This is a genomic window from Caulobacter sp. GW821-FHT09B11, assembly GCF_059418205.1.
Genome location: NZ_JBWKPK010000049.1, coordinates 1 through 12,566 on the forward strand (window position 1 = coordinate 1; position 12,566 = coordinate 12,566).

10 protein-coding genes are annotated in these 12,566 nt (G+C 69.9%); 5 read left to right on the top strand and 5 right to left on the bottom strand.

Going from position 1 to position 12,566, the window contains the following annotated elements:
* Positions 1-129: 129 nt before the first annotated feature.
* From AC07N1_RS23890 to AC07N1_RS23905, 4 genes are all read left to right on the top strand, one after another.
* Entirely contained in the window at positions 130-1,539 is a 1,410-nt protein-coding gene (locus tag AC07N1_RS23890; protein WP_494674059.1) for an O-antigen ligase family protein, read from the top strand.
* Positions 1,536-2,402 carry a 50S ribosomal protein L11 methyltransferase gene (locus AC07N1_RS23895; RefSeq protein ID WP_198577225.1) on the top strand — a complete coding sequence of 289 codons (867 nt, stop codon included), beginning with the start codon at positions 1,536-1,538 and terminating at the stop codon, positions 2,400-2,402. Before AC07N1_RS23890 ends, AC07N1_RS23895 begins: the two co-directional genes overlap by 4 nt.
* Before the next feature lie 209 nt (positions 2,403-2,611).
* A complete protein-coding gene (locus AC07N1_RS23900; protein ID WP_494674060.1) occupies positions 2,612-3,058 on the top strand; it encodes a hypothetical protein in 447 nt (148 codons plus the stop codon).
* Between the two features lie 42 nt (positions 3,059-3,100).
* The gene (locus AC07N1_RS23905) at positions 3,101-4,903 is read left to right on the top strand and encodes an aminopeptidase P family protein (RefSeq protein WP_494674061.1); all 1,803 of its coding nucleotides are present in this window, start codon (positions 3,101-3,103) and stop codon (positions 4,901-4,903) included.
* A 176-nt stretch (positions 4,904-5,079) separates the two neighbouring features.
* Here the strand turns inward: AC07N1_RS23905 and AC07N1_RS23910 are convergent, their stop codons facing one another.
* The 4 genes from AC07N1_RS23910 to dapA all read right to left on the bottom strand — a co-directional run bounded on the left by AC07N1_RS23910 (position 5,080) and on the right by dapA (position 8,316).
* Positions 5,080-5,499 (bottom strand): DUF2147 domain-containing protein, encoded by a 420-nt coding sequence (locus AC07N1_RS23910; protein WP_494674062.1) that lies wholly within the window; start codon positions 5,497-5,499, stop codon positions 5,080-5,082.
* 149 nt (positions 5,500-5,648) lie between these two features.
* Entirely contained in the window at positions 5,649-6,809 is a 1,161-nt protein-coding gene (locus AC07N1_RS23915; protein WP_494674063.1) for an acyltransferase family protein, read from the bottom strand.
* A 164-nt stretch (positions 6,810-6,973) separates the two neighbouring features.
* Positions 6,974-7,432, bottom strand: coding sequence for an SsrA-binding protein SmpB (smpB, locus tag AC07N1_RS23920; RefSeq protein ID WP_058349779.1), 459 nt, complete (start codon positions 7,430-7,432; stop codon positions 6,974-6,976).
* The gene (gene dapA, locus AC07N1_RS23925; protein ID WP_494674064.1) at positions 7,432-8,316 is read right to left on the bottom strand and encodes a 4-hydroxy-tetrahydrodipicolinate synthase; all 885 of its coding nucleotides are present in this window, start codon (positions 8,314-8,316) and stop codon (positions 7,432-7,434) included. The genes smpB and dapA overlap by 1 nt, the downstream gene beginning before the upstream one ends.
* A 254-nt stretch (positions 8,317-8,570) precedes the next feature.
* Between dapA and AC07N1_RS23930 the strand changes: the two genes are divergently transcribed.
* Entirely contained in the window at positions 8,571-10,694 is a 2,124-nt protein-coding gene (locus AC07N1_RS23930) for a lytic transglycosylase domain-containing protein (RefSeq protein WP_494674065.1), read from the top strand.
* Between the two features lie 42 nt (positions 10,695-10,736).
* Here the strand turns inward: AC07N1_RS23930 and AC07N1_RS23935 are convergent, their stop codons facing one another.
* The gene (locus tag AC07N1_RS23935) at positions 10,737-12,482 is read right to left on the bottom strand and encodes a hypothetical protein (RefSeq protein ID WP_494674066.1); all 1,746 of its coding nucleotides are present in this window, start codon (positions 12,480-12,482) and stop codon (positions 10,737-10,739) included.
* Positions 12,483-12,566: the final 84 nt, after the last annotated feature.

The window sequence follows — 12,566 nt, forward strand, 5'->3', positions numbered from 1 at the left end:
CCTCCCCCTCTGGGGGAGGTGGCCCGGAGGGCCGGAGGGGGTCGCCGCAGGCGTCTTCCGGCCTCCCCCTTGCACCCATCCCGCCGAGCGAAGCGACACTGTGCCGTTTCGCGCCACACGGGAAGGCAGATGGACGCGGCGGCGCCGGAACGGGACGAGCACGAGGGAGGGATCCTGCGCACGCTGGAGGCCTGGGCCTGCGGCTTCGTGCTGTTCATGCTGTCAAACGCCCTGATCGGCCCGCTGCTCGACCCTGAACAGGCCGGCGGCGAGGACATGCCGATCCTTCGCCTGATGTGGCTGCCGGTCTACGCCCTGATCCTGGGCCTGGTGATGTGGCGCGCGCCCCGCCTGATGAAGTTCTGGCTGCCGGCGAGCGTGCTCAGCCTGCTGGTGTTCTGGGTGTTCGCCTCGTCGTCGTGGTCGTTCGACCCGGGCACCACCAACCGCCGGGCCCTGGCGGCGGCCTTCACCACCCTGTTCGGCTTCTATTTCGCCGCCAGCTTCGACGGCCGCCGCATGGCCGAGATCCTGGCGACCACCTTCCTGATCCTCGGCGCCGGCGGCCTGCTGGCGGCGATCGCCTATCCCAAGATGGGCGTGCAGCACGACATCAACGCCGGCGACTGGCGCGGCCTGTGGTTCGAGAAGAACCAGATGGGCGCGATGATGGTCTACGGCGCCCTGGCCTCGATGGCCGCCATCCTGGCCGGCACCAAGCACCGCAAGCTCTTCATCGCCGCCATCGTGCTCTGCGCCTTCATGATCGTGATGAGCAAGTCCAAGACCTCGCTGATGGTGCTGATGATCGGCCTGGCGGGCTCGGGCGTCCTGGCCTCCATGCGGCGCGGACCGGCCACGGCCGTGACCATGGTCTGGCTGGGCGTCACGGTGATCGGCGGCGCGGCCCTGGTCATGTGGCTGGCCCCCGAACTGCTGTTCAAGGCCCTGGGAAAGGATCCCACCCTGACCGGCCGCACCGAGATCTGGGACGCCCTGCTGCGCCAGTCGGCCAAGGCTCCGGTCACCGGCTACGGCTATGCGGTGTTCTGGCGCGACGAGTCGGTGCCGGCCATGTTCATCCGCAAGGAGACCGGCTGGAACGTGCCCACGGCCCACAACGGCTGGCTCGACGTGCTGGCCCAGCTGGGCTGGGTGGGCGTGGGCCTCTCGGCGCTGGTGCTGGGCCTGCCGGTGCTGGTCGCCCTGCTGCGCTTCGACAAGGTGCGCGACGGCTATTGGGCCACGCTGTTCCTGGTCATCTTCCTGATCACCACCTTCTCGGAAAGCTTCATCCTGGAGCGCAACGGCATCGCCTGGGCCCTGGCCTGCGCGGCCGCCACCCGCCTGCTCGGACCTGCCCTCGGCTTCGCCCGGAGCGCCGAGCTGAAGGCCGAGCGCCGCCCGCGCGAAGAGGCGCCGCTGACCTGGCGCCTGGCGCCGCCCGAGCCGATGCCGGAAATTTGGAGCCCCGCCCCCGTCTTCGGGCGACGCACGGTCTCGCCTTTGGCGCCGCGTACGACTATTGGAGCGGCATGACCGACTACACGCCCCAGCAGATCGTCGCCCGCGGCGCCCGCGCCGACGCCGAAGCCGCCGCCGACGCCATCGACAACATGCCCGGCCTCGAAGGCGCGACCTACTCGATCCTGGAAGAGGACGAGGACAAGAACATCTGGCGCATCGACGCCTTCCCGACCACCGACGAGGAAGACGCCGGCCTGCTGGAGCTGCTGGGCGGCTTCCCGCTGAAGGTCGTGCGCGAGACCCTGGCCGACGCCGACTGGCTGGCCATGGCGCTGTCGGGCCTGCCGCCCGTGCGCGCCGGCCGCTTCTTCGTCTACGGCATGCACGACCGCGGCCGCCTGCCGGCCAGCACCGTCAACCTGCGCATCGAGGCGGGCGCGGCCTTCGGCACCGGCCACCACGGCACCACCGTCGGCTGCCTACAGGCCTATGACCGCCTGATCAAGGCGCGGAAGTTCAACAAGGTGCTCGACGTCGGCGCCGGCACGGGCCTGCTGGCCATCGCCGCCGCCCGCACGGGCTCCAAGCTCGCCGTCGGCACCGACATCGACAAGCCGTCCGTGCGCATCGCCCGCGAGAACGCCCTGGTCAACAAGGCCAACGCCCGCTTCGTCCACGCCTCGGGCCTGGGCCACCGCCTGGTCGCCGACAACGCCCCCTACGACCTGGTGTTCGCCAACATCCTGGCCCGCCCGCTGATCAGCCTGGTGCAGGACATCAAGCGCGCCCTGGTCCCCGGCGGCACGGTCATCCTGTCAGGCCTGCTGCGCACCCAGGAACGGATGGTCAAGGCCGCCTACCTGTCGCGCGGCTTCCGCGTGAAGACCCGCATCCACCGCGACGCCTGGGCGACGCTGGTTCTGGAACGGCCCTGATAAAAACACCTCTCCTGTAAGGAGAGGGAGGGGCCCGCGCCGTCAGGCGTGGGAGGGTGAGGTGTTACAACCTCACCCGTTTTACCCCCTCACCCTCCCATTGCTGCGCAATGGGCCCCTCCCTCTCCCCATGGGAGAGGTGAGACAGAGCGGAACACCTCCGCTTGGCTCCACGTTTCCTCGAACAACAACGTTCCAGGACGAGAGCCATGACCTATACCGATCCTTCCCTCCCCCCGGTCCAGCGACAGCCCGAGCGCGTGGTCGAAGTCCGTCGCGAGTCGAGCCCGCTGGGCTGGCTGGTGGCCGGCGTGGTGGCCATCGTGGCGGTGATCGCCGTGGCCTTCATGCTGACCTCGCGGCCGATGGACGCCGGCGCCGACCAGATCGCCCAGGCCCAGGAACAGGGCCGCGCCGCCGGCCTGATCGAAGGCGCGCAGGTCGGTCTCCAGACCGGCGCCCAGCAGGCCCAGGCCGCCGCCGAGAGCTCGGCCCGTGACGCCGCCGCGGCGGCGGACGCCGTGCGTCGCCAGACCGAGGCCCAGGCGCAAAGCGCCGCCGACGCCGCCCAGGACGCGGCCGCCAACGCCCCTCCTGGGAATGGGGCCACGACCGACGGCACGGCGCCGTCGCCCAACCCCGACCGCCTGCAATAAGTCCCCTTTTCAGGGCGGCGCATGGGGCCTAAATCGGTCTCCATGCGCCAGACCTTCGATGAATCCACCGATCCGGGCTTTGGCCCGCGCCACGTTCCGCTGATCCGCGAGGCCATGGCCCGCCAGGGTCTGGACGGTTTCCTCGTGCCTCACGAGGACGAGCACCAGAACGAATACCTGCCCGCCGCCAACGACCGCCTGGCCTGGGCCAGCGGCTTCACGGGCTCGGCCGGCGCCGGCGTCATCATGAGCGACCGCGCCGCCGTCTTCGTCGACGGCCGCTATACGCTGCAAGTGCGTGAACAGGTCGACCAGGGCGTGTTCGAGATCCGCGACCTCGTCGAGGGCGGCGTCCCGGCCTATCTGGAAACAGCCAGGAACGGCGCCGTCATCGGCTACGATGCCCGCCTGCACAGCCCCGCCGCGCTGGAGGCCTTGAAGGCCGCCGCCGCCCGCGCCGGCGCCACGCTGAAGCCCGTCGCCGCCAATCCGCTCGACGAGGCCTGGGGCCAGCAGCGCCCGGCCCAGTCGCAGGCTCCCGTGGTTCCGCATCCCACCCAGTACGCCGGCGAAGAAAGCTCGGCCAAGCGCGCCCGCGTCGGCGCCGGCCTGGGCGCCGACGCGGCGGTGATCACCGCCCCGGCCTCGATCGCCTGGCTGTTCAACATCCGCGGCGGCGACGTCATCCGCACGCCCCTGCCCCTGGCCCAGGCCGTGCTGCGCGCCGACGGCAGCGCCCGGCTGTTCCTCGATCCGGCCAAGGTCACCGAGGACCTGCCCGCCTGGCTCGGCAACGAGGTGTCGCTGGAGGCGCCCGAGGCCCTGGAAGGCGCCCTGGCCGAGCTGGCCGGCAAGTCGGTGCTGGTCGATCCGGCCCAGTCCTCGGCCTGGTACTTCGACACCCTGACCACCGCCGGCGCCAAGGTCGTGCGCGGCATGGACCCCTGCACCCTGCCCCGCGCCTGCAAGAACGGCGTCGAGCTGGACGGCACGCGCGAAGCCCACCGCCGCGACGGCGCCGCCCTGACCCGCTTTCTCCATTGGCTGGCCACCGAGGGCCAGACCAGCCCGCCGGACGAGAAGGAGGCCGTCGCCAAGCTGGAAAGCTTCCGCGAGGCCACTGGTGTGCTGAAGGACCTCAGCTTCGACACCATCGGCGCGGCCAACGGCCACGGCGCCCTGCCCCACTACCGTCCGACCGAGCGCAGCAACGAACGCGCCGCCCTGGGCTCCCTGCTGCTGGTCGACAGCGGCGGCCAGTACCTGGACGGCACCACCGACGTCACCCGCACGGTGGCCATCGGCGAACCCACGGCCGAGATGGTCCAGCGCAACACGCTGGTCCTGAAGGGCCACCTGGCCATCGCCCGCCTGCGCTTCCCGGCCGGCACCACCGGCTCGGCCATCGACGCTCTCGCCCGCATGGCGTTGTGGGCCCATGGGCTGGACTACGACCACGGCACCGGCCACGGCGTCGGCGTCTATCTGGGCGTCCATGAGGGTCCGCAGCGGATCAGCAAGGCCCCCAACACCGTCGCCCTGCAGCCCGGCATGATCGTCTCCAACGAGCCCGGCTACTACAAGGACGGCGAATACGGCATCCGCATCGAGAACCTGGAAGTCGTCATGCCCGCCGAAGCCGTCGGCGGCGGCGACCGCCCGATGCACCGCTTCGAGGCCCTGACGCTCGCCCCCATCGACCGCCGCCTGGTCGACAAGGCCCTGCTGACGGCCGAGGAACGCGCCCAGTTCGACGCCTATCATGCGCGGGTGCTGCGGGAGATCGGGCCTCGGCTGGAGCCGGAGGTTCGAGCCTGGCTGGAAGAGGTGTGTCAACCGCTCTAAATCCTTCTCCCCTTGCGGGAGAAGGTGTCGGCGAAAGCCGACGGATGAGGGGTCTCTCAAACGGAAAACGCCGCGACAGCTGACCAGCCGTCGCGGCGTTTCTGTTCGTGCAACCCCTCACCCGCCCCTGCTCCGCAGGGCCAGCCTCTCCCGCAAGGAGAGAGGGATCAGGGCGATTACTTCACCCGCGTCCAGGTCTGGGTCTTGCACAGCGGGGCGACGACGCAGCCCTTGAGCTTCAGGGTGTTGGCGTCGGTCATCTTGATGGTGCCCGAATAGATCTTGCCGTCGTCGGCCTTGTAGACCTTGCCGCCGGTCCATTCGTCGGGACCGCCGCTGAAGCCCCACAGCAGTTGCAGGCCCTTCAGGGGGCGATTGCGCAGCGAGGCGTCCTTGTTCTTGTCGTCCTTGACGCCCGGGTTGGCCTTGATGGTGTTGGACGTCACCAGCTTGCCGCACAGGCTATTGCCACAGCGGCTGATCTCGACCTGGCCGCCGTTGGTCTCGGTCAGCCAGAGGCCGGTGATGTCGGCGGCCATGGCCGGCGCGACGAAGGCTGCGCTGGCGACGGCGGCGAGGATGGCGGTCCTGAGCATTCGGTTCTCGACTCCCTTGCGGCCTGCCCGCTTCCCTACGGAAGCGGATGAGCAGGCTCGCTGTTTTGACTCGCGCGTGTTTGGAACGCGCGTTTTATCCCTCGTCGCCTATCTCGCCGCGAACGGCAAGGCGATTTCAGGGCGCCGTTTCAGGGCAGGGTCGTAACCATCGTCTGAGCGCTGGGGTTCCGCTCGGCCTTCCTGCCCCAACCGGCGGTGAACCGCTCCAGGCGCGGCTTCAGCCAGTCCTGCAGCGGCGCGTCGACCAGGCGCTCGAACACCCAGGCGAAGGCGATCGCCGCCGGGAAGGCCATGGCCCAGATCACCCAGTGGGCGGCCTGATGCAGCTCGACCTTCTGGTCGAGCATGCGCTGCAGGGCGAACCACACCACGCCGACGAACTGGTTGGTCAGGTACAGCGAGAACGACAGGCGCCCGCCGGTCTTCGCCCAGGTCCAGCCGTTCTGGGCCGAGCCGCTGGCGGCGAAGATCAGCAGGCCCAGCAGGGCCAGGCTCGGATAGGCGTATTCGCCGACCACGTTCAGCGCCACGAAGCCGACGATGGCGAAGGCCGCCAGGGCGTCGGCCAGCTTCGGGCCGATCACCACCTCGCGGGCCAGGCGGGCGATCAGCACGCCCATCAGGAACAGCGGAATGGCGCGGTAGAGGCCGTTGCGGAGGTGCAGGTGGAACGACGGCAGGCCGAAGGCGGCGCGGGCGAAGGCGTCCACCGCCACGAAGATCGCCAGGCCGATCGCCAGGGCCAGCCACGGCGAGCGGACCTTGCCGAAGGCGCGCCAGATGGTCGGGAACAGGGCGTAGCAGACCAGCAGGGCCGACAGCGTCCAGGTGGGCATGTTCCAGCCCGACGGCCCCTGGAAGCCCCAGGTCTGGATGAGGAAGATCTGCTGGGGCAGCTGGTCCCACTGGTACCACTGCGGATTGCGGGCCGGCAGCCCCAGCAGCGAGGTCGCCAGCACCAGCGCCACGAAGGCGGCGATCATGACCAGGTGCGCCGGCCACACCCGGGCCACGCGCTTGAGCAGGAAGGCCCGGTCGTCGACCTGCCCGGCGGTGAACCGCGGCCCATAGGCGCGGCCCAGCACATAGCCCGACAGCATCAGGAAGAAGTCCGTGGCCAGATAGCCGCGCCCGAACGCCGGATGGATCGAGAACAGCGAAACCGGCGCCTGCTCGGCGTAGTGATAGACCACGATGAAGAAGGCCGCGAAGAACCGCAGCGCATCCAGCGGCCCGCCACGGGACAGCGGACGCGCGGCCTTGGCCGGTTTTGCACCAATATCGGACATGGGCGGACTCCTTCGCGAAAGGAGGAGCAAGGTTGGGGCCAGAGAAGAGAAAGACCCCCTCAGTCGCTACGCGACAGCTCCCCCAAAGGGGGAGCATCTAGGCGCCAAGATCCTCCCCCTCTGGGGGAGGTGGCCCGGAGGGCCGGAGGGGGTCAGCGCCGACCTCAATCCCCCCGGTCGCCCTTCATCAGCCGCGCCTTGTCGCGCGCCCAGTCCCGGGCCGCTTCGGTCTCGCGCTTGTCGTGGTTCTTCTTGCCCTTGGCCAGGCCGATCTCCAGCTTGGCCAGGCCCTTCTCGTTCCAATAGAGCTTGAGCGGGATCAGCGTGCGGCCGTCGCGCTGCACCGCGCCGATCAGCTTCTCGATCTGCTTGCGATGCAGCAGCAGCTTACGGTGCCGGCGCGGCTCGTGGTTGAAGCGGTTGGCGTGGCCGTAAGGCGGGATGTCGGCGTTGATCAGCTTGATCTCGCGCCCTTCGACCGACGCATAGGACTCGGCGATGTTGGCCCGGCCGACGCGCAACGACTTCACCTCGGTGCCGGTCAGCATGATGCCGGCCTCGAAGGTTTCCTCGATGAAGTAGTCGTACCGGGCGCGCCGGTTCTCGGCGATCGGCTTGGTCATCAGACCAGACCCGCCTCGCGCATCGCTTCCAGGATCGCGGGACGCACGGCCTCGGCGCACGGCGTGATCGGCAGGCGCACGTCCTCGTTCGACAGGCCAAGCTGGGCCAGGGCGAACTTGGTCGGGGCCGGAGACGAGTCGAGGAACAGCGCCTTGTGCAGCTTGATCAGGCGGTCCTGCCAGTAGCGGGCCGTTTCCCAGTCATTGCCGAAGCAGGCGTTCATGAAGGTGGCGCAGGCGTCCGGGGCGACGTTCGAGGTCACCGAGATCACGCCGTGGCCGCCGTGGGCCATGTAGCCCAGCGCGGTCGGGTCATCGCCCGTCAGCATGACCCAGTCCTCGCCGCAGGTGATGCGCTGCAGGCTGATGCGGGTCAGGTCGCCGGTGGCGTCCTTGATGCCCACGATGTTGGGCAGCTTCGACAGGCGCACCAGGGTGTCGTTGGAGATGTCGACGCCCGTGCGGCCCGGCACGTTGTAGACGAACACCGGCAGCTCCACGGCGTCGTTGATCGCCTTGTAGTGCTGGTACATGCCCTCTTGGCTGGGGCGATTGTAGTACGGCGTCACCACCAGGGCCGCATCGGCGCCGACGGTCTTGGCGTGGCGGACCAGATCGATGGCCTCGTCGGTCGAGTTCGAACCGGCGCCGGCGATCACCGGCACGCGGCCGCGGGCGACCTGCACGCACAGTTCGACGACGCGCTTGTGCTCGTCGTGCGACAGGGTCGAGGTCTCGCCCGTGGTGCCGACCGGCACCAGGCCGTGCACGCCGCCGGCGATCTGGCGCTCGACCAGGGCGACGAAGCCTTTCTCGTCGACCTCGCCGTTCTGGAACGGAGTGACCAGGGCCGGGATGACGCCCTTGAACGGGGAATGGACCATGACTTGCAATTTGCCGTGAGCAGACGCCGCGAGAGTTGCGGCTGAAACGTGGGGGCGGACAATATGTCCGGGCGCTACCCGACCGCAACTGGCCGAGCTGACCTTTTCGAGGGTTGAGGCCGCCTAGAAAGGTCGATCCGGCGGCGAACCGGGCTATAGAGCGTGCATCGTTCCGGTTCCGGCCCAAAATCGGCCCTCGAAGCCGTCGTAACAAAGATAGGGGCCCCAGGCCCGCCCGTGAAGGAGACCGCGTTTTGGCTTTTGGGATTCGTCGGCTTCTCCTCGGTTGCGTCAGTCTGGTCCTGGTCGCGAGCGTCGCTGACGCCCAGACGGGTTCGCAGACCGACGAAGAGGGCCTGCCGACCGCGCCCCAGCCCTATACCGGCAGCGCCCGCCCCGGCCTGATCAGCACGCCCTACACCGCCAACAATTCCAGCCTGTCCGACAGCGACGCGGCCAATCTGCGCGCCGCCGTCATGGGCCAGCGCTCGGCCGCCACCGTGCGCGCGGCCATGACCAGCATCTCCGACCCGCTGGCCCGCAAGATCGCCCTCTGGGCCCTGGCCGACGTCGGCGCCGAGAGCATGAGCTTCTTCGAGCTCGACCAGGCCCGTCGCGACCTCATGGGCTGGCCCCGCGCCTCGCGCCGCGACCTGCCGGCCGAGAAGGCCCTCTCCACCTCCGGCCTGACGCCCGCCCAGACCATCGCCTGGTTCGGCGGGACCGAGCCGCAGACGGCCGAGGGCGCCATGGCGCTGGCGTCGGCCTACCAGGCAAGCGGCCGCGCACAGGACGCGACCAACCTCATCCGCCGGTTCTGGCGCGGCAAGAGCTTCGAGGTCGACGCCCAGCGAGCCATGCTGGCCCGGTTCGGCGCGGTGCTCACCGCCGACGACCACGCCCGCCGCGCCGACGTCCTGCTCTACGGCCAGCAAGGCCCGGCCGCGCGCGACATGATCGCCCTGCTGCCGGCCGACCAGCAGGCCGCCGCCCTGGCCCGCATCGCCCTGCGCTCGGGCGCGAGCAACGCCAACGACCTGGTGGCCGCCCTCACCCCGGCCCAGCAGCTGTCGCCGGGCGTCGCCTTCGAGCGCGCCTCGGCCCTGCGCCGCAAGGGCATGGACGTGATGGCGCTGGAACTGGTGCGCTACTTCCCCGCCCCGCCGCCCTCCGACGACGTCGCCGGCGCCATCTGGCGCGAGCGCAAGCAGCTGGTCATGTCGGCGATCAAGAACGGCGACAGCCGCGGGGCCTACGCCGCCGCCAACGCCGGCCTGCCCGGCGGCGCCGACGCGGCCGAGGCCGAGTTCTTCGCCGGCTGGATCGCCCTCTCGCGCCTCAAGGACGCCAACGCCGCCGCCGACCACTTCGGCCGCATCGCCGAGATCGGCGCCTCGCCGATCACCCGCGGCCGCGCCCTCTACTGGCAGGGCCGCGCGGCCGAGGCCCAGGGCGACTTCATCGCCGCCCAGGCCTTCTACGGCGACGGCGCCAAGCACATCACCACCTTCTACGGCCAGCTGGCCGCCGAGAAGGCCGGCCTCAAGGAGATCCGGCTCGACAAGGACCCGGTGATCACGGAGGCCGACCGCGCACGCTTCGAAAGCCGCGAACTGGTGCGCGCCGCCAAGCTGCTGCGCGACGTCGGGGCCAACGACGCCTTCCGCGCCCTGGTGCTCTACATCGACGACCAGCTGCCGACCGCGGCCGAGGAGGCCCTGCTGGTCGACTTCGCCCGCAACACCGGCGACCAGGACCTGGCCATGCGCGCGGTGCGCACCGCTGCCCAGCGCGGCTTCATCCTGCCCGAGCGCGGCTACCCCCTGCTCGACCACCACTTCACGCCGATCCCCGGCGCGGCCGAGACCGCCTTCGTCTATTCGATCTCGCGCCAGGAGAGCAATTTCGACCCCCGCGCCCGGTCGGGCGTCGGCGCGCGCGGCATGATGCAGCTGATGCCGCCCACCGCCGCCGGCGTCGCCCGCAAGCTGGGCGAAAGTCACAGCGTCGATCGCCTGTTCGAGCCCGACTACAACATGCGCCTGGGCTCGGTTTACCTGGGCGACATGATCAGCCGCTTCAGCGGCTCCTACATCATGGCCGCCGCGGCCTACAACGCCGGCCCCGGCCGTCCGCCGCAGTGGACGGCCCTGTGCGGCGACCCGCGCGGCGCCAGCACCGACCCGCTCGACTTCATCGAGTGCATCCCGTTCAGCGAGACCCGCAACTACGTGATGCGCACCCTGGAGACCACCATGGTCTATCGCGCCCGCCTCAACGGCGGCGTCGCGCCCCTGACCCTGTCGACCGACCTCAAGCGCGGCGGCTACAACTACGTCCCGGGCGCCGGGACGATGGACCCGATCGGGGGGCGGTAAGCCCGCCCCCCCCAAGGAACTGTCCCTGGGGAGACGACGCGTCTACTGCGCCGGCTCGATCCGCCATTGGGCGTCGAGGTTCTTCGGATCGCCCTTGCCCGTCAGATAGGGCTCGTCATCCGACAGCCAGATGAACTGGTTCCAGAAGATGTTGCGGATCGACTGGCCCTGGCCGGCGGGCTTGAGTTCGTAGGCGGCCGGCGGATCGCCGTCCGGAGCGAACAGCTTCACCGCCCCGGTCACGGCACGATAGTCGAGGAACAGGGTCGGATCCGCGGCCGAGCGGAACACCGTGCTGGTCGGGGGCCCCACCATCATGAAATCCACCGGAACGCCGGCGCGGTTGTAGAGCAGCGCGTCGGGCCGCACCCCCTCGAGCGTGGTCATGGTCTTGCCGTTGGCCAGGCTGCGGATGCGCACCATCTGGCCGCTGTCGGCGGGCAAGGCCGGAATGCGCCACTCGGACGGCGCGGAGCTCATCGGCGCCAGGGCGCCGTTGCGCCAGCGCCAGTTGTACCAGATGTGGGTCTGGGGATCGAACTGGTCCTGGTAGCCGAGATTGGGCAGGGCGTTGTAGAGGCACCGGCGCTGGACGGCCTCCAGCTTGCGCACGGCCGTCGCCTGGTCGGTGGTTCCGAAGTCCAGCCCGCCCATGCACTGGGCCTGGGTCTTGCCCTTGCCGGTCTGGCCGGCGGCCAGCACATAGGTGTCGCCGCGGTTGGCGGGGTCGGCGTACCAGCCGCGCATCTCGGCCTCGTCGAAGCTCAGCCAGTTGGCGACCAGGGCTTCGGCCTCGCGGCGGGCCCACGCCTCGCGCTTGTCGGCCGGCATGCCCATGGTGCGGATGAAGGCGGCCCACAGGTCCTTGCTGGCCTCGGTGGCCACCAGGGCGACCGGCTTCATGTTGCTGGCCTTGTAGCTGCTCCAGCCGGGATTGAAGCGCCCGTCCACCGTGTTCTTCCAGATCACGTCGCCGCTGGAGTAGTCGAGGACGGCTTCCTTGGAGTGGTTATGCTGCTCGGCGCCCTGCGCGCATAGATAGCTCTTCACCTCGCGCACCTTGACGTAGTTGTCGGCGGCGATCCGCACCGTGTGCTCGGAGCTGAACGAGTCCTGGAAGAGGTGCAGGGCCCGCCCGAACAGGAAGTAGTTGCGGTCCACGACCACCGCCGAGGACGAGACCCCGCCGTCATAGACCTGGATATTGGCCTTCGGCGCGATGGCGGCGGCCACGAAGTAGTCCACGAACCGTCGCTGCGAGCGCGTGGCCGCGCGCACGCCGCCCTCCGGACCGACGTCGTCGTAGCGGCGCATGAAGTGGTCGTACTGCACGTCGGCCGGCTGCTGGGCCACGGCGTCCCAGCACTCGTACGCTTCCGCGATGCTGTAGCCGGCCAGGTCCACCCAGCGCTCGCCGATGATGGCGTCGTAGACGACCTTGTAGCGCGGGGCGTAGCGCTTGTCGTCCGAGGCCAGCCGTCGGATCCGCTTGAGCTCGGCCCCGGCCGGGCCGTCCTCGCCGCCCACGCCGGCCCGCCAGGCCTTGCCGGCGCCCACGGTCCAGGTGCGGCGCGGATCGTTCGGATCGGGCCCGTCGGGGGCGCTGGAGGACAGGTATCCGATCACCTCGACGCCCGCCATGCGGGTGATCCACTCGTGGCCCATCGGCGAGGTGTTGACCGCCCCCAGGCTGACGCTCTGGGTGAAGGCGCCGCCCGGCCAGGCCGCGGCGACGCCGAAGGTGAAGGCCAGGGCCGCGCCCAGCCGGCCGATGGTCGATACGCGCATATGAAATCCCCAAGCCCCCTGGCCGCCGCCAACGACGCGGCGCCCGTTTCCTAAGGCTTGGGCGGGAAATTGCCCGCAATGGAT

Coding starts and splice junctions, on each gene's coding strand:
- AC07N1_RS23890 (WP_494674059.1), top strand. CDS start 130: ATGGACGCGGCGGCGCCGGAACGGGACGAGCACGAGGGAGGGATCCTG.
- AC07N1_RS23895 (WP_198577225.1), top strand. CDS start 1,536: ATGACCGACTACACGCCCCAGCAGATCGTCGCCCGCGGCGCCCGCGCC.
- AC07N1_RS23900 (WP_494674060.1), top strand. CDS start 2,612: ATGACCTATACCGATCCTTCCCTCCCCCCGGTCCAGCGACAGCCCGAG.
- AC07N1_RS23905 (WP_494674061.1), top strand. CDS start 3,101: ATGCGCCAGACCTTCGATGAATCCACCGATCCGGGCTTTGGCCCGCGC.
- AC07N1_RS23910 (WP_494674062.1), bottom strand. CDS start 5,499: ATGCTCAGGACCGCCATCCTCGCCGCCGTCGCCAGCGCAGCCTTCGTC.
- AC07N1_RS23915 (WP_494674063.1), bottom strand. CDS start 6,809: ATGTCCGATATTGGTGCAAAACCGGCCAAGGCCGCGCGTCCGCTGTCC.
- smpB (WP_058349779.1), bottom strand. CDS start 7,432: ATGACCAAGCCGATCGCCGAGAACCGGCGCGCCCGGTACGACTACTTC.
- dapA (WP_494674064.1), bottom strand. CDS start 8,316: ATGGTCCATTCCCCGTTCAAGGGCGTCATCCCGGCCCTGGTCACTCCG.
- AC07N1_RS23935 (WP_494674066.1), bottom strand. CDS start 12,482: ATGCGCGTATCGACCATCGGCCGGCTGGGCGCGGCCCTGGCCTTCACC.